Origin of the sequence: Streptomyces actinomycinicus, from assembly GCF_016741775.1 — a bacterium.
GTDB lineage: Bacteria > Actinomycetota > Actinomycetes > Streptomycetales > Streptomycetaceae > Streptomyces > Streptomyces actinomycinicus.
Genome location: NZ_JAERRK010000019.1, coordinates 98,720 through 120,620, shown reverse-complemented (window position 1 = coordinate 120,620; position 21,901 = coordinate 98,720). Strand labels below are relative to the sequence as shown.

General features: G+C 72.7%; 17 protein-coding genes. 11 read left to right on the top strand and 6 right to left on the bottom strand.

The genetic code is table 11. The features are described from left to right. Nucleotides 1-40: 40 nt before the first annotated feature. Entirely contained in the window at nucleotides 41-751 is a 711-nt protein-coding gene (locus JK359_RS29165; RefSeq protein WP_201841921.1) for an endonuclease V, read from the top strand. Here JK359_RS29165 and JK359_RS29160 read toward each other — a convergent pair. After that, entirely contained in the window at nucleotides 723-1,901 is a 1,179-nt protein-coding gene (locus tag JK359_RS29160) for a saccharopine dehydrogenase family protein (protein ID WP_201841918.1), read from the bottom strand. The two genes, JK359_RS29165 and JK359_RS29160, sit on opposite strands and share 29 nt — an antisense overlap. 70 nt (nucleotides 1,902-1,971) lie before the next feature. Between JK359_RS29160 and JK359_RS29155 the strand changes: the two genes are divergently transcribed. From JK359_RS29155 to JK359_RS29140, 4 genes are all read left to right on the top strand, one after another. Further along, a complete protein-coding gene (locus JK359_RS29155; RefSeq protein ID WP_201841916.1) occupies nucleotides 1,972-2,145 on the top strand; it encodes a hypothetical protein in 174 nt (57 codons plus the stop codon). Nucleotides 2,146-2,459: 314 nt separating this feature from the next. After that, the gene (locus tag JK359_RS29150) at nucleotides 2,460-3,626 is read left to right on the top strand and encodes a CaiB/BaiF CoA transferase family protein (RefSeq protein WP_201841913.1); all 1,167 of its coding nucleotides are present in this window, start codon (nucleotides 2,460-2,462) and stop codon (nucleotides 3,624-3,626) included. A gap of 43 nt (nucleotides 3,627-3,669) precedes the next feature. Further along, nucleotides 3,670-4,884: an acetyl-CoA C-acetyltransferase gene (locus JK359_RS29145; RefSeq protein ID WP_201841910.1), complete on the top strand. Its 1,215-nt coding sequence runs from the start codon at nucleotides 3,670-3,672 to the stop codon at nucleotides 4,882-4,884. A 41-nt stretch (nucleotides 4,885-4,925) separates the two neighbouring features. Then, on the top strand, nucleotides 4,926-7,103 hold the full coding sequence (locus JK359_RS29140; protein WP_201841908.1) for a 3-hydroxyacyl-CoA dehydrogenase NAD-binding domain-containing protein: 2,178 nt from the start codon (nucleotides 4,926-4,928) through the stop codon (nucleotides 7,101-7,103). A 52-nt stretch (nucleotides 7,104-7,155) separates the two neighbouring features. Here JK359_RS29140 and JK359_RS29135 read toward each other — a convergent pair whose 3' ends face one another. Further along, nucleotides 7,156-7,872, bottom strand: coding sequence for a MerR family transcriptional regulator (locus JK359_RS29135; RefSeq protein ID WP_201841904.1), 717 nt, complete (start codon nucleotides 7,870-7,872; stop codon nucleotides 7,156-7,158). Nucleotides 7,873-8,094: 222 nt separating this feature from the next. Between JK359_RS29135 and JK359_RS29130 the strand changes: the two genes are divergently transcribed. The 3 genes from JK359_RS29130 to JK359_RS29120 all read left to right on the top strand — a co-directional run bounded on the left by JK359_RS29130 (nucleotide 8,095) and on the right by JK359_RS29120 (nucleotide 11,077). Next, nucleotides 8,095-9,561 (top strand): amino acid permease, encoded by a 1,467-nt coding sequence (locus tag JK359_RS29130; RefSeq protein WP_201841901.1) that lies wholly within the window; start codon nucleotides 8,095-8,097, stop codon nucleotides 9,559-9,561. A 42-nt stretch (nucleotides 9,562-9,603) separates the two neighbouring features. After that, on the top strand, nucleotides 9,604-10,092 hold the full coding sequence (locus JK359_RS29125) for a macro domain-containing protein (protein WP_201841899.1): 489 nt from the start codon (nucleotides 9,604-9,606) through the stop codon (nucleotides 10,090-10,092). A 76-nt stretch (nucleotides 10,093-10,168) separates the two neighbouring features. Then, nucleotides 10,169-11,077, top strand: coding sequence for an adenosine kinase (locus tag JK359_RS29120; protein WP_201841896.1), 909 nt, complete (start codon nucleotides 10,169-10,171; stop codon nucleotides 11,075-11,077). A 150-nt stretch (nucleotides 11,078-11,227) separates the two neighbouring features. On the opposite strand, the gene JK359_RS29115 is transcribed toward JK359_RS29120, so the two are convergent. Continuing rightward, a complete protein-coding gene (locus JK359_RS29115; RefSeq protein WP_201841893.1) occupies nucleotides 11,228-12,715 on the bottom strand; it encodes a M1 family metallopeptidase in 1,488 nt (495 codons plus the stop codon). Nucleotides 12,716-12,891: 176 nt separating this feature from the next. Between JK359_RS29115 and JK359_RS29110 the strand changes: the two genes are divergently transcribed. Next, the gene (locus JK359_RS29110; protein ID WP_201841890.1) at nucleotides 12,892-14,853 is read left to right on the top strand and encodes a Xaa-Pro dipeptidyl-peptidase; all 1,962 of its coding nucleotides are present in this window, start codon (nucleotides 12,892-12,894) and stop codon (nucleotides 14,851-14,853) included. Nucleotides 14,854-15,114: 261 nt separating this feature from the next. Here JK359_RS29110 and JK359_RS29105 read toward each other — a convergent pair whose 3' ends face one another. Next, the gene (locus JK359_RS29105) at nucleotides 15,115-16,035 is read right to left on the bottom strand and encodes an FAD-dependent oxidoreductase (RefSeq protein WP_201842058.1); all 921 of its coding nucleotides are present in this window, start codon (nucleotides 16,033-16,035) and stop codon (nucleotides 15,115-15,117) included. 215 nt (nucleotides 16,036-16,250) lie between these two features. Between JK359_RS29105 and JK359_RS29100 the strand changes: the two genes are divergently transcribed. After that, complete coding sequence (locus JK359_RS29100; RefSeq protein WP_201841886.1) at nucleotides 16,251-17,891, top strand: ABC-F family ATP-binding cassette domain-containing protein; 1,641 nt, start codon at nucleotides 16,251-16,253, stop codon at nucleotides 17,889-17,891. Nucleotides 17,892-18,106: 215 nt separating this feature from the next. Here the strand turns inward: JK359_RS29100 and JK359_RS29095 are convergent, their stop codons facing one another. Together JK359_RS29095 and JK359_RS39955 are read right to left on the bottom strand one after the other, a co-directional pair. Continuing rightward, a complete protein-coding gene (locus tag JK359_RS29095; RefSeq protein WP_201841883.1) occupies nucleotides 18,107-20,506 on the bottom strand; it encodes a Tex family protein in 2,400 nt (799 codons plus the stop codon). A 128-nt stretch (nucleotides 20,507-20,634) separates the two neighbouring features. Continuing rightward, entirely contained in the window at nucleotides 20,635-20,766 is a 132-nt protein-coding gene (locus JK359_RS39955) for an LPFR motif small protein (protein ID WP_307788318.1), read from the bottom strand. Nucleotides 20,767-20,919: 153 nt separating this feature from the next. Between JK359_RS39955 and JK359_RS29090 the strand changes: the two genes are divergently transcribed. Next, nucleotides 20,920-21,885 (top strand): GlxA family transcriptional regulator, encoded by a 966-nt coding sequence (locus JK359_RS29090; RefSeq protein WP_201841880.1) that lies wholly within the window; start codon nucleotides 20,920-20,922, stop codon nucleotides 21,883-21,885. Nucleotides 21,886-21,901: the final 16 nt, after the last annotated feature.

The window sequence follows — 21,901 nt, the reverse complement described above, 5'->3', positions numbered from 1 at the left end:
CGGGCGGACGGTCCGTCAAGGGCCCGTACAGTCACGGATCATGACGATCGTCGGCGTACCCGCGGGCTGGCCCGCGACCGAGGAAGAGGCCCGCACCGTCCAGGACGAGCTGCGCGGGCGGGTGGTGCTGGACGAACCCGGGCCACCGCCCGGCACGGGCCTCGTCACCGGGGTGGACGTCGCCTACGACGACGCCCTGGACCTAGTCGCGGCTGCGGCCGTCGTGCTGGACGCCACGACGCTGGACGTCGTGGGGGAGGCGACGGCCGTCGGCCGGGTCTCCTTCCCCTACGTGCCCGGGCTCCTCGCCTTCCGCGAGATCCCGGCCGTGCTGGCGGCCCTGGACCGGCTGCCCTGCCCGCCCGGTCTGGTCGTGTGCGACGGCTACGGGCTCGCCCACCCGCGCCGCTTCGGCCTGGCGAGCCACCTGGGCGTGCTCACCGGCCTGCCGACGATCGGCGTGGCCAAGAACCCGTTCACCTTCACCTACGACGACCCGGGGCCGGCGCGGGGCGGTTCCGCGCCGCTGCTCGCCGGCGCCGAGGAGGTCGGGCGCGCCCTGCGCACCCGGGACGGCGTCAAGCCGGTCTTCGTCTCCGTCGGCCACCGGGTCGGCCTGGCCGGCGCGGTGGCGCACACCCTGGCACTGACCCCGCGGTTCCGCCTGCCGGAGACCACCCGCCGGGCGGACGCCCTGTGCCGGCAGGCCCTGCGGGACGCCGCTAGCTTTCCGCCGCCACCCGGAAGGTGATCCCGGCGGCGCGCAGGCGTGCGGTCAGGGCGTCGCCCATCGCCTGGGCCGTGGTGACCTGACCGGCCGTCTGCGGGAGGTCGTCGAAGGCCAGGCACAGGGCCGCCTCGGCGAACATCTTCGCCGTCTCGTCGTATCCGGGATCGCCGCCGGCGACCTCGGTGAACACGCGCCGACCGCCGCCCGCACCGACGAAGCGCACGGTGAACCAGCTCTTCGCGCGCCTCTCGGCGCTCGGTCCGTCGCCCGGCGCGAGCCGGGCCGACAGCCAGCGCCGCGCGGGCGGCAGCTGGGCCGCGGCGGTCACCGCGCCGACGGCGGCGACGCCGCCGAGGGCGACCGGCAGGTGCTTCACGGCGGCGTAGTGCCGGTAGCGGAAGTCCGGGCCGTACCGCTCCAGCGCGCGTGCCGAACGGCAGACGATCCGCGGGTCGATGGTCGGCAGCGGCAGCGCCCACGCGCCGACCTCGCCGGCGAACTTCGGCGCGCCCGCCGGCGCCGTCACCCGGCGGCCCAGCAGCCGTGGTTCGTGCCGGGCCCGCTCACGCGCGGCGGCCAGCATCCGCCGTCCGCGGCCCATCTGGTTCAGCGCCGAGGCGAGGGTGCCGCCGGAGAAGGCCGCGTCGACGGTCACATAGCCGTCCACGGTCAGCGGAACGCCCTCCGGCAGCTGCCGGACGGTGAAGTACGCGCCCAGGTCGTGCGGTACGGAGTCGAAGCCGCAGGCATGCACCAGACGGGCGCCGGTCTCACGCGCGCGTGCGTCGTGCCGTACGTACATCAGGTCGACGAACTCCGGCTCACCGGTGAGGTCCAGATAGTCGGTACCGGCGTCGGCACAGGCGGCGACGAGCGCCTCGCCGTGCAGCACGTACGGGCCCACGGTCGTGGCGACCACGCGCGCGTGGTCGGCGAGGGCGCGCAGGGTGTCCGGTTCGGCCACGTCGGCGCGCAGGACGCCGACGCCGGTGCCGCCGGGCAACTGTTCGCGCAGCTGTTCCAGCCTGCGTTCGTCGCGGCCGGCGACCGCCCAGCGCAGGTTCTGCGGCGCATGCGCGGCGAGGTACTGCGCCGTGAGCGTGCCGACGAATCCCGTGGCTCCGAAGAGCACCAGGTCGTAGGGACGTTGCGTCCGGTTCAGCCTGCTCATGACACCCCTTGGTTCGTGCGGCCCGTCGCGCAGCCCGCGCCGCTGTCGGTGGCTGAGGCTAGCGTGAGGTGTGCGCAGTCCGACGACCAGCCTGGAGGCAGCGGTGGCCGTGGCCGGGAATGCCCCGAAGAAGTGGGAGAAAGCGCACGCGTTCGCGCTCTCCCCGCCGGGGATCACCGTCGGACCGACGGACGCGATCGCCCCGATACGCCCCGTAGCGCAGACCGGCGCCTCCGCCTCGTAGCGGAGACCTACCTCCGCCTCGTAGGGGAACCCGCCCTCCGCGCGTCCCGTCGGCCTCCCGGGCAGCTCCTGCGGCCTCGGGGGCTGCGCGTGTCCCGACGGCTCCTGCGTCTCCCGGCGGCTCCTGCGTCTCCCGGCGTTCCCGCACGCACGTGAGGGAGCCGGCCCAGGGGTCCGTCACTCTCCCGGGTGATGACCGGCTCGACGGGCACTTGGCTAAGCGCTTGCTCGTTCAGGTCTTGTGTCCGGTCGAAGGCGTTCCTAGCATCACCGGTGTTACATCAGTTGTGTCACACACGTTTGGGGGCTGGTCGCATGACCACGGCAGGACCGCCGACGCCGGGCGCAGGCCCGCTCTCCGGCGTGCGGGTGCTGGAACTGGCCGGCATCGGGCCGGGCCCGTTCGCCGCCATGCTGCTGGCCGACCTGGGCGCCGACGTGGTTCGGGTGGACCGGCCGGGCGGCCCGGGCCTCGCCGTCGACCCGGCGTACGACGTCACCAACCGCAACAAGCGCTCCGTCGTGATCGACCTGAAGGCACCGGACGGCCCCGCGCGCGTCCTCGGCCTCGCCGAGCGCGCCGACATCCTGGTCGAGGGCTACCGCCCGGGCGTCGCCGAGCGGCTCGGCATCGGCCCCGAGGACTGCCACGCCCGCAACCCACGCCTGGTCTACGGCCGCATGACCGGCTGGGGACAGGACGGCCCCCTCGCCCAGCGCGCGGGCCACGACGTCGCCTACATCGCGCTCACCGGCACGCTCGGCATGATCGGCCGCCCGGACGAACCCCCGGCCGTGCCCGCCAACCTCCTCGGGGACTACGCGGGCGGCAGCCTCTACCTGGTCGTCGGCGTCCTCGCGGCCCTGCACCACGCGCGGACGACCGGCGCCGGCCAGGTCGTCGACGCCGCCATCGTCGACGGCACGGCCCACCTCTCCGCGATGATCCACGGCATGCTCGCCGCCGGCGGCTGGCAGGACCGGCGCGGAGCCAACCTGCTCGACGGCGGCTGCCCCTACTACGGCACCTACGAGACCGCCGACGGCGGATACATGGCGGTCGGCGCCCTGGAAGCAAAGTTCTACGAGGAGTTCCTGCACCTGCTCGCCCTGGACGACCTGGCGCCGGCCCACAAGGACTGGACGCGCTGGGGCGAGCTGCGGGAACGGATCGCCACCGCCTTCAAGTCCCGTACCCGGGCCGAGTGGACGGCCGTCTTCGAGGGCACCGACGCCTGCGTGGCGCCCGTACTGAGCCTCGGCGAGGCCCCGCACCACCCGCACCTGGCCGCCCGCGGCACCTTCACCGACCACGGCGGGATCACCCAGCCCGCCCCCGCCCCGCGCTTCTCGGCGACCCCGACCGCCGTCCGCACCGGACCCGCACGGCCCGGCGCGGACACGGACACGGTCGCCCGGGACTGGGGCATACCGGCACGCCCCGCCGGCGACCCCGACGACCTGGTCACCGACGGCGGCTGACCCCGCCCACCCCGCTCGGCCCACCCTCCCGAAAGGCACACCAGTGAGCACCGAAGCGTACGTCTACGACGCGATCCGCACCCCGCGTGGCCGCGGCAAGGCGAACGGCGCCCTGCACGGCACGAAGCCCATCGACCTCGTCATCGGCCTCATCCACGAGATCCGCGACCGCTTCCCGGGCCTGGACCCCGCCGCGATCGACGACGTCGTGCTCGGCGTCGTCGGCCCCGTCGGCGACCAGGGCTCCGACATCGCCCGGATCGCCGCCATCGCCGCCGGACTGCCCGACACCGTCGCGGGCGTCCAGGAGAACCGCTTCTGTGCCTCCGGCCTCGAAGCCGTCAACCTGGCCGCCGCCAAGGTCCGCTCCGGCTGGGAGGACCTGATCCTCGCGGGCGGTGTCGAGTCCATGTCCCGGGTCCCGATGGCCTCGGACGGCGGTGCCTGGTTCAACGACCCGATGACCAACCTCGCCGTCAACTTCGTGCCCCAGGGCGTCGGCGCCGACCTGATCGCCACCATCGAGGGCTTCTCCCGCCGGGACGTGGACGAGTACGCGGCCCTGTCCCAGGAGCGTGCCGCCACCGCCTGGAAGGAGGGCCGCTTCGACCGCTCGGTCGTCCCCGTGAAGGACCGCAGCGGCCTGGTGGTCCTCGACCACGACGAGCACATGCGCCCCGGCACCACCGCCGACTCCCTCGCCAAGCTGAAGCCCTCGTTCGCGGACATCGGCGAGCTGGGCGGCTTCGACGCCGTGGCGCTGCAGAAGTACCACTGGGTGGAGAAGATCGACCACGTCCACCACGCCGGCAACTCCTCCGGCATCGTGGACGGCGCCTCGCTCGTCGCCATCGGGTCCAAGGAGGCAGGCGAGCGCAACGGCCTCACCCCCCGCGCACGCATCGTCTCCGCGGCCGTCTCCGGTTCCGAGCCCACCATCATGCTCACCGGCCCCGCACCCGCCACCCGCAAGGCCCTGGCGAAGGCCGGCCTCACCATCGACGACATCGACCTGGTCGAGATCAACGAGGCGTTCGCCGCGGTCGTGCTGCGCTTCGTCAAGGACATGGGCCTGTCCCTGGACAAGGTCAACGTCAACGGCGGCGCCATCGCCCTCGGCCACCCCCTCGGCGCCACCGGAGCGATGATCCTCGGCTCGCTCGTCGACGAACTGGAGCGCCAGGACAAGCGGTACGGCCTCGCCACGCTGTGCGTGGGCGGCGGCATGGGCGTCGCCACGATCATCGAGCGCATCTGAACTCCCTGCGGAACCAAGCGACTTCAACGGAGACGACTGTCATGACCGAGAGCACCACCATCCGCTGGGAGCAGGACGACACCGGGGTCGTCACCCTCGTCCTGGACGACCCGAACCAGTCCGCGAACACCATGAACCAGGCGTTCCGCGACTCCCTCGCCGCGATCACCGACCGCCTGGAGGCGGAGCAGGAGAACATCCGCGGCATCATCTTCACCTCCGCCAAGAAGACCTTCTTCGCGGGCGGCGACCTGCGCGACCTGATACGGGTCACGCCCGAGACCGCCCAGGAGCTGTTCGACGGCGGCCTCGCCATCAAGCGCAACCTCCGCCGCATCGAGACCCTCGGCAAGCCGGTCGTCGCGGCGATCAACGGCGCGGCCCTCGGCGGCGGTTTCGAGCTGGCCCTCGCCTGCCACCACCGGGTGGCCCTCGACACCTCCGGCACGAAGATCGGCTGCCCCGAGGTCACCCTCGGCCTGCTGCCGGGAGGCGGCGGGGTCGCCCGCACCGTACGGCTGCTGGGCATCGCGGACGCGCTGCTCAAGGTGCTCCTGCAGGGCCAGCAGTACAACGCGCGGCGCGCACAGGAGAACGGTCTGGTCCACGAGGTGGCCCAGACCCCGGAGGAGCTGCTCGCCAAGGCCCGCGCCTTCATCGACGCCAACCCCGAGTCGCGCCAGCCCTGGGACAAGCCCGGCTACAAGATCCCCGGCGGTACGCCGGCCAACCCGAAGTTCGCCGCCAACCTGCCCGCCTTCCCGGCCACCCTGCGCAAGCAGACGGGCGGCGCCCCCTACCCCGCCCCGCGCAACATCCTCGCCGCCGCCGTCGAGGGCTCCCAGGTCGACTTCGAGACCGCCCAGGTCATCGAGGCCCGCTACTTCGTGGAGCTGGCCGCGGGCCAGACCTCGAAGAACATGATCCAGGCGTTCTTCTTCGACCTCCAGGCCGTCAACTCCGGCGCCAACCGCCCCAAGGGCATCCAGCCCCGCAAGGTCGGCAAGGTCGCCGTGCTCGGCGCCGGCATGATGGGCGCCGGCATCGCCTACGCCTGCGCCCGTGCGGGCATCGACGTCGTCCTGAAGGACGTCGCCCTGGAAGCGGCCGTCAAGGGCAAGGGCTACTCCGAGAAGCTGTGCGCCAAGGCCGTCGCCCGGGGCCGTACCAGCCAGGAGAAGGCCGACGCGCTGCTCGCCCGCATCACGCCCACCGCCGACGTCGCCGACCTCGCCGGCTGCGACGCGGTCATCGAGGCCGTGTTCGAGGACACCGCCCTCAAGCACAAGGTCTTCCAGGAGGTCGAGTCCGTCCTCGCCCCCGACGCGCTGCTGTGCTCCAACACCTCCACGCTGCCCATCACCACGCTCGCCGAGGGCGTGGAGCGCCAGGCCGACTTCATCGGACTGCACTTCTTCTCGCCCGTCGACAAGATGCCGCTGGTCGAGATCATCAGGGGCGAGCGCACCGGCGACGAGGCCCTCGCACGCGCCTTCGACCTGGTCCGGCAGATCAACAAGACACCGATCGTCGTCAACGACTCGCGCGGCTTCTTCACCTCACGGGTGATCGGCCACTTCATCAACGAGGGCGTCGCCATGGTGGGCGAGGGCATCGAGCCCGCCTCCGTCGAACAGGCCGCGGCCCAGGCCGGCTACCCGGCCAAGGTGCTGTCCCTCATGGACGAGCTGACCCTCACCCTGCCCCGGAAGATCCGCAACGAGACGAGGCGGGCCGTGGAGGAGGCCGGCGGCACCTGGACGGCGCACCCGGCGGAGGCGGTCATCGACCGCATGGTCGACGAGTTCGGCCGCACCGGCCGCAGCGGCGGCGCCGGCTTCTACGACTACGCCGAGGACGGCAAGCGCGCCGGGATCTGGCCGGGCCTGCGCGAGCACTTCACCCGGCCCGGGCACGAGATCCCGTTCCGGGACATGCAGGAGCGTATGCTCTTCGCCGAGGCGCTCGACACCGTACGCCTCCTCGAGGAGGGCGTCCTGACCTCCGTCGCGGACGCCAACATCGGCTCGATCTTCGGCATCGGCTTCCCCGGCTGGACCGGCGGCGTCCTCCAGTACGTCAACGGCTACGAAGGGGGCCTGCCCGGCTTCGTGGCCCGCGCCCGCGAGCTGGCCGCGGCCTACGGCGAGCGCTTCACCCCGCCCGCCCTGCTCGTGGAGAAGGCGGAGAAGGGGGAGGTCTTCACCGACGCCCGCTGACCCGCGTACCGCACGGGGCGCCGGCAGGATCCACCTGCCGACGCCCCGGTCCTCACTCCTCGCCGCCCACGCGGGGCTCGCTCAGCCAGCCCCGCAGTTCCTGCCGCAGCGAGTGCTGGAACGTCGTGAGCAGCGCCTGCACCACCAAGGGGTGCATGTGGGCCGACAGGGACTTCACGTCCCGGGCGTCACGTTCCGCCACCTCGCCCCGGAAGAGCTGGGAAAGTTCGTGCGCCGCGGCGCGTGAGTGCTCCACGAGCACCTTGCGCGCCGCGAGGATCGCCTCCTGCGACAGCGGTACGTCGAGGAGCCGGACGCCGAGCCGCAGCAGCCCGGCGTCCATCCGGAACGTGTCCCCGTCGCCGGGCTCGACCGCGTTCATCGCCGCCAGCCGCTCGACGTCCTCGTCGTCCAGCGGCCGTCCCGCGCGCCGTTCCAGTTCCCGGCGCGAGACGGTCTCGACCGCCTCCGGCGCCCAGGACGCGACCACCGCCCGGTGGATGGCCAGATCGTGCGGGGTGAGGTCCGGCGGCAGCTGACGCAGATACCGTTCGATCGCCGCCAGGGTCATGCCCTGCTGCTGCAGCTCCTCGATGAGCGCCAGCCGTGCCACATGACCGGGCCCGTACCGGCCCACCCGGCGCGGACCGATCTCCGGCGGCGGGAGGAGACCCTTGCTGCCGTAGAAGCGGACGGTGCGGACGGTGACGCCCGCACGCGCGGCCAGCTCGTCGATCGTGAGGGTGGGCTCCCCGGTCTCGGTCGTCATGTGCAGCAGTATCGCTGTCTCACCAATGGTGTGAAACCCGCGGGGAGCGCGTGTCGACCGTGTGAGAAGAACCGCTCTGTGACCTGGACCACCGCGTATGGGTTGATCCCTCTGGGAAGCTGCTGCCTTGGTCTGTGCCGCGACACACCTGGTGGTGCGGGCCGGTACCTGTACGACCCCCGGACCCACGAGGTCCGGGCGCACCAGGAAGTGGAACCACCCGTGAGCAAGAAAGCCGTGGAATCGGCGCAGGCCGCCCCCCACATCCCGGCGGCCGGGACGCCCGCGGACGCGGGCGACGCCGGCTACAGCAAGGACCTCAAGGCCCGCCACGTCAACATGATCGCCATCGGCGGCGCCATCGGCACCGGACTCCTGCTGGGCGCCGGCGGCCGGCTGCACAACGCGGGCCCCGCGCTCGCCCTGGCCTACCTGGTCTGTGGCGTCTTCGCCTTCTTCGTCGTCCGGGCGCTGGGCGAGCTGGTCCTGTACCGCCCGTCCTCCGGGTCCTTCGTGTCCTACGCCCGTGAGTTCCTCGGCGAGAAGGGCGCCTACGTCGCCGGCTGGATGTACTTCCTGAACTGGTCGACCACCGGCATCGCCGACATCACCGCGATCGCGCTCTACACGCACTACTGGAGCATGTTCACCTCCATCCCGCAGTGGGTGCTGGCGCTGATCGCCCTGGCGGTGGTCCTCGCCGTGAACCTGATCTCCGTGAAGATCTTCGGCGAGATGGAGTTCTGGTTCGCGATCATCAAGGTCGCGACCATCGTCGGCTTCATGCTGATCAGCGTCTTCCTGCTCGCCACCCAGCACAAGGTCGGCGGACACACCCCCGGCCTGAGCGTCATCACGGACAACGGCGGTGTCTTCCCGCACGGCGTGATGCCGGTCGTCCTCGTCATGCAGGGCGTGATCTTCGCGTACGCCGCCCTGGAGCTGGTCGGCGTCGCCGCCGGTGAGACCGCCGAGCCGGAGAAGGTCGTCCCGCGTGCGGTGAACTCGATCATGTGGCGCGTGGGCCTGTTCTACGTCGGCTCCGTCGTGCTCCTCGCCCTGCTGCTGCCCGGCTCGGTGTACTCCGCCGACCAGAGCCCGTTCGTCACCGTGCTGTCCAAGATCGGTGTCCCGGCGGCCGGCGACGTGATGAACCTGGTCGTGCTGACCGCCGCCATGTCCTCGCTGAACTCCGGCCTCTACTCCACCGGCCGCATCCTGCGCTCCATGGCGATGTCCGGCTCCGCGCCCAAGTTCACCGCCCGCATGAACCGCAGCCAGGTTCCCTACGGCGGCATCCTGCTGACCTGCGCGGTCTGCGTGCTCGGCGTCGGCCTGAACTACCTGATGCCCAGCCAGGCCTTCGAGATCGTGCTGAACGTCGCCTCCCTCGGCATCATCAGCACCTGGGTGATCATCATGCTCTGCCACATGCTGTTCGTCCGCCGCGCCCGCGCGGGCCTGGTGGCACGGCCGCACTTCCAGCTGAAGTTCAGCCCCGTCACCGAGATCGCCACGATCGTCTTCCTGCTGGTCTGCCTCGGCATGATGTGGAACGACCCCGATGTCGGCCGCAAGACCCTGCTCCTCATCCCGGTGATCGCGGTCATGCTGGTCGCCGGCTGGTTCGGGGTGCGCCGCCGCGTGGCCCGCAACACCGACCAGGAGCTGTCCGAACTGACGAAGTAGCGGCTCGGAGCCACTGTCAGTGGCATCGCCTACGGTGGCGTCATGCCGGAGATCACGTATGTCCGAGGTGACGCCACCGTTCCGTCGGTGAAGGGCCCCAAGGTGATCGCCCATGTCTGCAACGACATCGGCGGCTGGGGGAAGGGCTTCGTCCTCGCGCTGTCCCGGCGCTGGCCGGAGCCCGAGGCGGCGTACCGCTCCTGGCACCGCGACCGCGTGCACAACGACTTCGGCCTGGGCTCGGTCCAGATGGTCCCGGTCGGCCGGCACCTCTGGGTGGCCAACATGATCGGCCAGCGCGGCGTCAGGACCGGCAGCAAGGGCGCCCCCGTGCGCTACGAGGCGATCGACACCGCCCTCGCCCGCCTCGCCGGCGAAGTGATCGAACTCGGTGCGTCCGTGCACATGCCCCGCATAGGCTGCGGCCTGGCGGGCGGCAAGTGGTCCCGCATCCAGCCGCTCGTCGACGCGCGCTTGGCGCAGCGGGGGATCTCAGTCACGGTGTACGACCACGGGGAGGGCGGGGGATGAGGGTGGGTCACGGATGACGAGCCGGGGAGGGCGCGCCATGACCGGTGTCACGGCACGAGCAGGGGGAGGGCGGGAGATGACCCGCCGGAGCGATGTGCTGGTGCTGGGCGGAGCGGGCGTGGACACCGTCATCCACGTCCCCGAGCTGCCCCTGCCCCTCGCCGACAGCTACATGATCGATTCAGGGATCCGCACCCGGGCCGGACAGACCGGCGACTTCGTGGCGCTGGGTCTGACCGCACTCGGCCTGGACACCCACCACCTCGACCTGCTGGGTGACGATCCCGAGGGCGACCTCGTCCGCGCCCTGCACCACGAGCACGGCATCGCCCTCACCGCGCTGCCGCAGCCGGCCGGCACCAAGCGGGCGGTCAATCTCGTCGCCCCGGACGGCCGCCGCCTGTCCCTGTACGACACCACCCGAGCCCGCCCAGGCGACCGCTTTCCCGAGGCGGCCCTGCGCGAGCTGGCCACCGCGAGCCGGCATGTGCACGTGACCATCACCCAGCCCTGCGCCGCCGCCCTGCCGGTCCTGCGCGAGACGGGCGTACCGCTCTCCACGGACCTGCACGACTGGGACGGCGAGAACCCGTACCACGAACCGTTCGCGCACGCGGCCGACCTCGTCTTCCTGTCGGCCGCCGCCCTGACCGACCCCGAGCGGACCATGCGGCGCATCGCCGAGCGGGGCCGGGCCGAGGCGGTCGTCGCCACCGCCGGAGCGGAGGGCGCGTACCTGCTCGTGAGCGGCGAGCTGAGCCGGATACCGGCCGTGACCCCGCCCGCGCCGGTGGTCGACTCCAACGGCGCGGGCGACGCCTTCGCCGCCGCGTTCCTCTACGGCCGCCTCGCCGGCGAGCCACCCGAGCGCTGCGCCCGGTACGGCGCGATCGCCGGGGCCCACGCGTGCACCGTCCCGGCCACTCGCGCCGAGGCGATAGGCCGGGCGGCCCTCCTCGCACGCGCGGCCGGCCCGAACCCCTGAGGCACCGGCAACGCTGAGCCACCCGGCAACGCTGAGGAACAGGCAACGCTGAGGAACACGGCAACGCGTGAGGCACCCGGCGGCCGGGAACCTCAGGGCCCGCGCTGCACACGCGTGGCCGTGAGGCGCCCTGCCCGGCGACCGCGGGCCTCAGTGCTCGTGCGCGTCGTTCGTGGCCTCGATCTTCTTCCACGACTTCGGCGGGGCCACCGCCGTCCCCGACTTCGCCAGGGAGCGGGCCGCGGAAGCGGCCGGCTTCGACGGCTGGAACAGCCAGGTCTCGAACAGCGCGGCCAGGGGCTTGCCGGACACCCGCTCGGCGTACCGCTGGAAGTCGGCCACCGAGGCGTTGCCGTACGCGTGCTCCTTCGGCCAGCCCTTCAGGACCGCGAAGAACGCGTCGTCACCGATCTCGTTGCGCAGCGCCTGGATGGCCAGGGCACCCCGGTCGTACACGGCGACGTCGAACTGCCCGTCAGGGCCCGGGTCGCCGGGCCGGACCGTCCAGAACGCGTCCTCCGCCGGGTGCCCGGCGTACACGTAGTCGGCGAGCTGCTGCGCGGTGCCCTCGCCCTCGTGCTCCGACCACAGCCACTGCGCGTACCGCGCGAAGCCCTCGTTGATCCAGATGTCCTTCCAGCCCTTCAGCGACACGTAGTCGCCGTACCACTGGTGGGCCAGCTCGTGCACGACCACGGAGGTGTTGGAGCCGTTCGCGAACTGCCGCGGGCTGTAGTAGACCCGGGTCTGCGTCTCCAGCGCGTACCCGGTCGTGGTGTTCGGGACGTAGCCGCCGGCGCTGCTGAACGGATACGGCCCGAAATAGCCGCTCAGCCAGTCCACGATCTCCCCGGTGCGCTCCACGCTCGCCCGCGCGGCGCCGTCGGTGTCGCCGAGGTCCTTGCTGTAGGCGTTGACCACGGGCACTCCGCCGTCGGAGGTACCGGTGGTGATGTCGAACCTGCCGAGCGCGAGGGTGGCCAGGTAGGTGGCCTGCGGTTTGTTCTGCCGCCAGTTGTAACGGGTCCAGCCGAGCCGCGACGAGGCCGACTGCAGCGTGCCGTTGGAGAGGGCCTGGGTACCGTCCGGCACGGCCACCGACACGTCGTAGGTGGCCTTGTCGGTCGGGTGGTCGTTGCTCGGGAACCACCACCAGGCGGCCTCGGGCTCGTTGGCGGCGACGCCGCCGTCGGGCGTGCGGTGCCAGGAGGTGAAGCCGTAGGCGCTCTTCGCCGAGGGCACCCCGCTGTAGCGGACCACGACCGTGATCGCCGTGCCCTTGGCCAGCGGGTTCTTCGGGGTCACGACCAGTTCGTGCTGGCCGGACGTCGTGAAGGAGGCCTTGGCGCCGTTGACCCGCACCTCGCTCACGTCCAGCAGGAAGTCCAGGTCGAAGCTGGACAGGTCCTGGGTGGTCTTCGCCAGGATCGTCGCCGTGCCCTGCAACTCGTCCGTCTTCGGCTGGTACTGCAGCCTCAGGTCGTAGTGCGAGACGTCGTAGCCGCCGTTGCCGTAGTACGGGTAGTAGGGGTCGCCGATGCCCGGCGCACCCGGCGAAGGGCTCGCGGCCGATGCCGGGATCGCCAGCAGGAGGGAGGCCGCCGCCAGTGCGCCCGGCGCGATGATTCTGCGGTGCACGTCAGCTCCAAGTCGTCAGGACTGCACGTCCGTTCGGAGATGTCTCTTCGGAGCCTATTCAGTCCCGTGGCCACCGACCTGTCCATGACCCCGGCTGTCACACGATCGCCATTCAGCCGTCATGACTCACGGAAGGGCGCCTTTTGCACGGCAGTTGACGGGAGTACGGTCCGCGCATGCCGACACGTACGCGCTCCACGACCTGGAGAACGCTCGTCACCGCCGCCGTCGCAGCCGCGGTCACCGCCCTGACGGCCGTGCTCCCCACCCCGTCCGCCGCCGCCCTGTCCGCGCCGCGGGAGAGCAGACCCGTCTACTCCTACGCCGACGCCGTCCGCGAGTCGGTGTGGGTGGACACCGGCCTCGACGAGGACGGCGACGGAAGGACCGACCGCGTCGCCGCCGACATCGTCCGGCCCGCCGAACCCGCCCGGCAGGGCCGCAAGGTGCCCGTCATCATGGACGCCAGCCCCTACTACTCCTGCTGCGGACGCGGCAACGAGAGCCAGCGCAAGACGTACGACGCGCAGGGACATGTCATCCGTATGCCGCTGTACTACGACAACTACTTCGTGCCCCGCGGCTACGCCTTCGTCGGCGTCGACCTCGCCGGCACCAGCCGTTCCGACGGCTGTGTGGACGTGGGCGGCCGCTCCGACATCCAGTCCGCGAAGGCCGTCGTGGACTGGCTGAACGGCCGCGCGAGGGCGTACACCAGCCGCACGGACGGCACCCCGGTGAAGGCGTCCTGGACCAACGGCAGAACGGGCATGATCGGCAAGAGCTGGGACGGCACCATCGCCAACGGCGTCGCCGCCACCGGCGTCAAGGGCCTGAAGACCGTCGTCCCGATCAGCGCCATCTCCTCCTGGTACGACTACTACTTCGCCCAGGGCGCCCCGCTCTACGAGGGCGGCCCCGACGAACTGGCCGACTACGTCGAGAGCGACGACGCCCGGGCCCGCTGCGCGGCCGTACAGCGCAAGCTGGCCGAGGGCAGCCCCCGCAGCGGCGACTGGACCCCGCTGTGGACCGGGCGGGACTACGTCAAGGACGCGGCCCGGGTGCGCGCCAGTGTCTTCGTGGTCCACGGCATGCAGGACCTCAACGTACGAACCAAGCACTTCGGCCAGTGGTGGGACGCGCTCGCGAAGCACGGCGTCGAGCGCAAGATCTGGCTCTCCCAGACCGGTCACGTCGACCCGTTCGACTACCGGCGCGGCGCCTGGGTCGACACCCTGCACCGCTGGTTCGACCACGAACTCCTCGGCTACGACAACGGCGTCGACCGCGAACCCATGGCCGACGTCGAACGCCACCCCGACCAGTGGGCCACCGCCACGGCCTGGCCCCCGGCCGGCACCCGCACCACCACCCTGCACCCGGCCCCCGGCAGCCGGGCAGGCGTCGGCACACTCGGCCTGCGCCCGGCGGCCGGCACCGAGAAGTTCACGGACGACCCGCGCCTGAGCGAGACGGACTGGGCCGCCCACCTCGCCACCTCCACTCCGGAGAAGGCCGGCTTCCTCACCGCACCGCTCAGCCGCCCCCTGCGCCTGTCCGGTTCCTCCCGGGTGACCGTCACCGCCACCCCGACCACCACCTCGGCCCACCTGTCGGCCGTCCTGGTCGACCTCGGCCCGGACACCATCCGCGACTACGCCGACAGCGCCGAGGGCATCACCACGCTCGACGAGCGCACCTGCTGGGGTGCGAGCACGGCCGTGGACAGCGCCTGCTACAAGGAGACGCGGGCGAAGCGGGCCGCCGTCGACTACACGGTGGTCAGCCGCGGCTGGGCCGACCTCGGCCATCACGCCTCGCTCGGCAAGGGTGAGCCGCTCACCCCCGGCAAGGCCTACACGATCACCCTCGACCTGGCGGCCACGGACCACGTCGTGCCCAAGGGTCACCGCCTCGCCCTGATCGTCGCCGGCACGGACAAGGACCTCATCGATCCGCCGCCCACCCGGCCGACCCTCGCGGTGGACCTGTCCCGTACGACGGCCAGGCTGCCGCTGGTCGGTGGTGCTCCGGCGTTCACCCGCGCGACGTCCGGCAGCGCGGGCACCGGTCCGGCGCCGGGGACCCTGCACGGCGTCCGCGCACCGCGCGTGGCCGAGCACGTTCCGGGGTAGCCGACGGCGCGTTCCGCGCGTTGTTCCGGGTGTGGCGCGGTGGGTGTGGGCGGTCGAGCCGGGTGTGGCGCGGTGGGTGTGGGCGGTCGAGCCGGGTGTGGCGCGGTGGGTGTGGGCGGTCGTTGTTCCGGGTGTGGCGCTGTGGGTGTGGGCGGTCGTCGTTCCGGGTGCGGCGCCGTCGTGGCGGTTCGCGCAGTTCCCCGCGCCCCGGGGGAGTGCACGTCCCCGGAGCGTGCACGTGCCGCACCGCCCGGGGCCGTCTCAGGTGGCGGCGGGCCGGGAGGCCAGGCCGGCCGCTCCTCGGGCGCAGCCCCAGGCGACCGTCACCCCGGCTCCGCCGTGGCCGTAGTTGTGCACCAGGACGCGGCCGTCCGGCAGCGGCCGGCGCTCCAGGCGTACCGCGTGGCGGGCCGGCCGCAGCCCGACCCGGTGGGCCAGTACCCGCGCCCCGGCGATCTCCGGCCGGACCCGCGCACACCGGGCGACGATCGCCGAGGCGGTGTCCGGGTCCGGCTCCAGGGACCAGTCGTCCTCCTCCGCCGTGCCCCCCAGCAACAGCCTGCCCGGCTGCGGCATGAAGTAGGTGGAGGTGGCGGCGGACGGGCCGACGGCCGTGAACCACGTGGTGATGCCCGGGTTCTCCACCACGACGAGCTGCCCGCGCACCGGACGCACCGCGGGATCAGGCACCAGCGACCGGGCGCCCAGTCCCGTGCAGTTGACCACCACGGCGGCCGGCACGGCGGCCAGGTCGGTCACCTCGCGTTCCTCCGTCACCCCGCCCGCCTTCGCCAACCGCTCCCGCAGCCACGCCAGATGCACCGGCATGTCGATCAGCGGCAGCCGTGCGGCCAGTCCGCCCGGCACCGCCCGCAGTCCCGGCACCCGGCCCGCCCACGTACCCAGCTCGTCCAGCCGGCTCCCTCGGTGCACGCCCTCGGCCAGTCGTACGCCCGTCTCCTGCGGCCGGGCCGCCAACTCCTCGTACACCGCGAGGGACTCCAGCGCCCACGTGCCGACCAAGGGCTCCGGTTCGATGCGGTACGGCCACCACAGGCCCCCGGCGACCGCCGACGTCGTACGCTCGGCAGGTTCCCGCGCCCACACCCGCACCCGCCGCCCGGACTCCGCCAGCAGCACGGCCGTCGTCAGCCCGGCGATCCCGCCCCCGACCACGATCACTTCGTCACTCGGCTCGCTGTCCACACCAGGACCATAGGACCTGCGCGGCCGGCTCCGGCAGTGCGGCGGGCGGGGCAGCCGTGCGGCGAGCCCGGGCCGGGTGTCCGGCCGGCGGGGCGGGCCGGGCGGGTGTCCGGCTCCGGGGACCGGAGCGGAACACGGCCGGGACCGTCGGCCCGGGGCACCGGGCCCGGGCCATTAAAATCGGCGTTCTCATGACTGCCACCCTCGTTGCCAAGAACCTCGCCGCCGGGCACGGCGACCGCGCCCTGTTCTCCGGGCTCGACCTGGTCGTCGCGCCCGGCGATGTGATCGGGCTGGTCGGCGCCAATGGCGCGGGCAAGTCGACCCTGCTGCGGATGCTCGCCGGACTCACCCCGCCCGAGCAGGGCGAACTCAAGCTGTCCCCGCCCACCGCGACCGTCGGCCACCTGCCGCAGGAACCGGAGCGCAGGCCGGGGGAGACGGTCCGTGAGTTCCTGGCCCGCCGCACCGGTGTCGCCGAGGCCCAGCGGATCATGGACGAGGCCACCCAGGCGCTCGTCGACGGCGCGCCCGGCGCCGACGACGCCTACGCGACGGCCCTCGAGCGCTGGCTCGGCCTCGGCGGCGCCGACCTGGAGGAACGCGCCGAGGAGGTCGCCGACTCCCTGGGCCTGGCCGTGGACCTGGACCAGCCGATGACCTCCCTCTCCGGAGGCCAGGCGGCCCGTGCCGGCCTCGCCTCCCTGCTGCTCTCCCGCTACGACGTCTTCCTGCTGGACGAGCCCACGAACGACCTGGACCTGGACGGCCTGGAACGCCTGGAACGGTTCGTCACCGGACTGCGCGCGGGCACGGTCGTCGTCAGCCACGACCGCGAGTTCCTCACCCGCACGGTCACCAAGGTCCTCGAACTCGACCTCGCCCAGCGGCAGATCAATCTTTACGGCGGCGGTTACGAGGCCTACCTGGACGAGCGGGAGGTGGCCCGCCGGCACGCCCGTGACGAGTACGAGGAGTACGCCGACAAGAAGGCCGCCCTCCAGGACCGTGCCCTGATGCAGCGCGCGTGGATGGACAAGGGCGTGAAGAACGCCCGGCGGAAGGCCGGCAACGACAACGACAAGATCGGCCGCAAGTTCCGCAGCGAGGCCAGCGAGAAACAGGCCGCCAAGGCCCGCCAGACCCAGCGCATGATCGAGCGCCTGGACGTGGTCGAGGAACCGCGCAAGGAGTGGGAGCTGCGCATGGAGATCGCGTCCGCCCCGCGCTCGGGTGCGGTCGTGGCGACCCTCCGGGACGCCGAGGTCCGGCGCGGCGACTTCACGTTCGGCCCCGTGTCCCTGCAGATCGACTGGGCCGACCGGATCGCGGTCACCGGGGCCAACGGTGCCGGCAAGTCCACCCTGCTGGGCGCGCTGCTCGGCCGTGTCCCGCTCGACTCCGGCCATGCGGCCCTCGGCTCCGGTGTGCTGGTCGGCGAGGTCGACCAGGCCCGCAAGCTGTTCCACGGCACCGAGGCCCTGCTGGACGCCTTCTGCGCGGCCGTCCCCGACACGGAACCGGTCGAGGTCCGCACGCTGCTGGCAAAGTTCGGTCTGAAGTCCGGACATGTGCTGCGCCCGGCCGCGACCCTCTCGCCGGGCGAGCGCACCCGCGCCGCCCTGGCGCTGCTCCAGGGCCGGGGCGTCAACCTGCTGGTCCTGGACGAACCGACGAACCACCTCGACCTGCCGGCCATCGAACAGCTGGAGTCGGCCCTCGACGCCTACGAGGGCACCCTGCTGCTGGTCACCCACGACCGGCGCATGCTGGACGCGGTCCGGGTGACCCGCCGCCTGGAGGTGGCGGCCGGCAAGGTGACCGAACGCTAGGGCGTCACGGGTCCGGGAGGAGTCCGGGCCGACCGGTCCGGGGCCGCATTCCACGTGCCCCCGGCCGGGCGGGGACCCGTACCGAGGGCTCCGGCCGGCCGGCGGCTTCGGGACCGGTCCCGCGGCGCGCGACCGCGGCGGCAAGGCGCGGCGGGGAAGCGCGGCCGGGGAGCGCGGGGCCGGCCCGGTGGTGTGCCCGGGCCGGCCCCGCGGTCTCAGCGCTTCTTCGGGTCGAGCAGCCCGGCGCGGCGCAACGCGTCGGCCATCGCGCTGTTGGCCGGTGCCGGCGCCTGGCGTCCGCCGCGGTCACCGCCCCGGTCGCCGCCGCGGCCCTCGCGCCGGCCCTGGCCGCCGCCCTGGCGCTGCTGCGGCGGGCGGGCGCCGCCGGCGCGCTGCTGCCGGCCGCCGCCCTGGCCCTGGGGTGCCGCCTCGTCGTCCAGTCGCAGGGTCAGCGCGATGCGCTTGCGCGGGATGTCCACGTCCAGGACCTTCACCTTGACGATGTCACCGGGCTTGGCGACATCACGCGGGTCCTTGACGAACGTCTTCGACATGGCCGACACGTGCACCAGACCGTCCTGGTGGACGCCGATGTCCACGAACGCGCCGAAGGCGGCCACGTTCGTCACGACCCCCTCCAGGACCATCCCGGCGGACAGGTCGGAGAGCTTCTCCACGCCCTCCTTGAAGGTGGCCGTCCTGAACGCGGGTCGCGGGTCGCGGCCCGGCTTCTCCAGCTCCTTCAGGATGTCCGTCACGGTCGGCAGACCGAAGGTGTCGTCCACGAAGTCGGCGGGCCGCAGCGAACGCAGCACGCCCGTGTTGCCGACGAGGGAGGCCACCTCCTGGCCCGTGGTCTTCACCATGTGGCGCACCACCGGGTAGGCCTCGGGGTGCACGCTGGAGGAGTCCAGCGGGTCCACGCCGTCCCGGATGCGCAGGAAGCCCGCGCACTGCTCGTACGCCTTCGGGCCGAGCCGCGCCACCTTCTTCAGTTCCAGGCGGGACGTGAACGGCCCGTTCGCGTCCCGGTGCGCGACGATGTTCTCGGCGAGCCCGGCGGAAATGCCCGACACCCGCGAGAGCAGCGGTACGGAGGCGGTGTTGACGTCCACGCCGACGCCGTTCACACAGTCCTCGACGACCGCGTCCAGCGAACGGGACAGCTTCACCTCGGACAGGTCGTGCTGGTACTGCCCGACACCGATCGACTTCGGGTCGATCTTCACCAGCTCGGCCAGCGGGTCCTGCAGCCGGCGGGCGATGGAGACCGCGCCGCGCAGCGACACGTCCATCTCCGGCAGCTCCTGCGAGGCGTACTGCGACGCCGAGTACACGGACGCGCCGGCCTCGGACACCATCACCTTGGTGAGCTTCAGCTCCGGGTGCCGGGCGATGAGTTCGGCGGCGAGCTTGTCGGTCTCCCGGGACGCCGTGCCGTTGCCGATGGCGACCAGCTCGACCGCGTGCTCCTTCGCCAGCCGCGCCAGCCTGGCGATCGCCTCGTCCCACTTGTTGGCCGGGACGTGCGGGTGGATGACGTCCGTGGCGACGGCCTTGCCCGTCGCGTCGACCACGGCGACCTTCACGCCCGTACGGAAGCCGGGGTCCAGGCCGAGCGTCGCGCGCGTGCCGGCCGGGGCGGCCAGCAGCAGGTCGCGCAGGTTCGCGGCGAACACGTTCACCGCCTCGTCCTCGGCCGCCGTACGCAGCCGCAGCCGCAGGTCGATGCCGAGGTGGACCAGGATCCGGGTGCGCCAGGCCCAGCGGACCGTGTCCTTCAGCCACTTGTCGGCCGGGCGGCCCCGGTCGGCGATGCCGAACTTCGAGGCGACGATCCCCTCGTACGAGGACGGCCCCTCCGTGGCCTCCTCCGGCTCCAGGACGAGGTCCAGGACCTCCTCCTTCTCGCCGCGCAGCATGGCCAGGATCCGGTGCGAGGGAAGCTCGGTGAACGGCTCGGCGAAGTCGAAGTAGTCGGCGAACTTGGCGCCCGCCTCCTCCTTGCCCTCGCGCACCTTCGCGGCCAGCCGCCCGCGCACCCACATGCGCTCGCGCAGCTCGCCGATCAGGTCGGCGTCCTCGGAGAACCTCTCGGTGAGGATCGCCCGTGCGCCCTCCAGCGCGGCCTGCGGATCGGCGACGCCCTTGTCGGCGTCCACGAACGCGGCGGCCGCGGCCAGCGGCTCGACCCCCGGGTCGCCCAGCAGCCCCTCGGCGAGCGGCTCCAGGCCGGCCTCCCGCGCGATCTGCGCCTTGGTGCGCCGCTTGGGCTTGTACGGGAGGTAGACGTCCTCCAGCCGCGCCTTGGTCTCGGCGCCGCGGATGCGGGCCTCCAGGTCCTCGGTGAGCTTGCCCTGCTCGCGGACCGACTCCAGGATCGCGGCCCGCCGCTCCTCCAGTTCCCGCAGGTAGCGCAGCCGTTCCTCGATCGTGCGCAGCTGCGCGTCGTCGAGCATCTCGGTCGCTTCCTTGCGGTAGCGGGCGATGAAGGGCACCGTGGAACCGCCGTCGAGCAGTTCCACCGCGGCCTTCACCTGCCGCTCCCGTACGCCGAGCTCCTCGGCGATCCTGCCTTCGATGGTCCCTGCTGCCAGGGACCCGGGTGTCGTCACGATCGCGTACCGCCTTATCCACTGAGGTTGCGCGGCAATTGTGGCAGGTGACACCGGCAACCGGGGATCAGGGCGGCACGCGGCGGGCCGTCGGGCCGGCCGCCGCGGGCGATGGACGACGCGGGCCGTCAGGCCCGGCTGCCGCGCGTGGTGGACGACGCTCCGCCGAACAGCCGGGCGGCCGCCCGGAACGGCAGCGTGACCACCGTGGCGGCGGCCCCGCCCACCTGCCGCAGTACGTCTGCGATGGCACGGAACACGAAAACCTCTCCTTCCCGCCTGGTCGTTCCGCCCGGTCCGTTCGACCGGGCGGTGTCCGGGTACCTCCGCGGGTCGCCGCGGAACCCCTGATGGCAGAAAAGGTGGGAAAGGAGTCGTTGCGGCCACCGCCGTGCCCGCCAAGAATCGAGGTCATGGCGCAGCGAACGCTTCTCTTCGTCCTCTTCGACGGCGTCCAGAGTCTCGACGTCACCGGCCCCCTGGAGGTCTTCGCCGGGGCGGAGACGCACACCCCGGGCTCGTACCGCATCCGCACGGCCTCCCTGGACGGCGGGCCGGTGCGCTCCTCCAGCGGGCTGACCCTCGTACCGGACGGATCCCTGGCGGACGCCGCCGATCCGCACACGCTGCTGGTCCCCGGCGGGGAGGGCACCCGTGACCCGGAGCCGCGGCTGGTGGAGTGGCTGCGCGAGCACGGTCCGGGCGCACGGCGCCTGGTCTCCGTCTGCACCGGTGCCGTTCCGCTGGCCCGGGCCGGGCTCCTGGACGGCCGGCGGGTCACGACGCACTGGGCGTACTGCGACCATCTCGCCCGGAGGCATCCCGCCGTCCGGGTCGACCCCGACCCGATCTTCGTGCGGGACGGGAACGTGGTCACCTCGGCCGGGGTCACCGCGGGCATCGACCTCGCCCTGGCACTGGTCGAGGAGGACCTGGGCCGCCGGACGGCGCTGACCGTCGCCCGCCACCTCGTGGTGTTTCTGCGCCGGCCGGGCAACCAGGCCCAGTTCAGTGCCCAGCTCAGCGCTCAGACGGCCCGCCGCGAGCCGCTCCGCGACGTCCAGCAGTGGATCAGCGAGCACCCGGACGGCGACCTCGGCGTGGAGGCGCTGGCCGCTCGCGCCGCGCTCTCCCCCCGCCACTTCGCGCGCGCCTTCCACGCCGAGACCGGAACGACACCCGGCAGGTACGTCGACCGGGTCCGTCTCGAACACGCGCGCCGCCTGCTGGAGGACACCACCGACGGCGTCGAGCGGATCGCCCGCGCCAGCGGCTACGGCACGCCGGAGGCCATGCGCCGCGCCTTCCTGCGCACCCTGGGCGTCGCCCCGGCCGAGTACCGGCGCCGCTTCCGCCCCGCCGCCGCCCCCGCCCCCTGACCGGCACCGGCCCCGC

Bases quoted from the DNA above. Each gene is read 5' to 3' on its own strand.
- JK359_RS29165 (WP_201841921.1), top strand. From the start codon at position 41: ATGACGATCGTCGGCGTACCCGCGGGCTGGCCCGCGACCGAGGAAGAG.
- JK359_RS29160 (WP_201841918.1), bottom strand. From the start codon at position 1,901: ATGAGCAGGCTGAACCGGACGCAACGTCCCTACGACCTGGTGCTCTTC.
- JK359_RS29150 (WP_201841913.1), top strand. From the start codon at position 2,460: ATGACCACGGCAGGACCGCCGACGCCGGGCGCAGGCCCGCTCTCCGGC.
- JK359_RS29140 (WP_201841908.1), top strand. From the start codon at position 4,926: ATGACCGAGAGCACCACCATCCGCTGGGAGCAGGACGACACCGGGGTC.
- JK359_RS29135 (WP_201841904.1), bottom strand. From the start codon at position 7,872: ATGACGACCGAGACCGGGGAGCCCACCCTCACGATCGACGAGCTGGCC.
- JK359_RS29125 (WP_201841899.1), top strand. From the start codon at position 9,604: ATGCCGGAGATCACGTATGTCCGAGGTGACGCCACCGTTCCGTCGGTG.
- JK359_RS29120 (WP_201841896.1), top strand. From the start codon at position 10,169: ATGACCCGCCGGAGCGATGTGCTGGTGCTGGGCGGAGCGGGCGTGGAC.
- JK359_RS29110 (WP_201841890.1), top strand. From the start codon at position 12,892: ATGCCGACACGTACGCGCTCCACGACCTGGAGAACGCTCGTCACCGCC.
- JK359_RS29100 (WP_201841886.1), top strand. From the start codon at position 16,251: ATGACTGCCACCCTCGTTGCCAAGAACCTCGCCGCCGGGCACGGCGAC.
- JK359_RS29090 (WP_201841880.1), top strand. From the start codon at position 20,920: ATGGCGCAGCGAACGCTTCTCTTCGTCCTCTTCGACGGCGTCCAGAGT.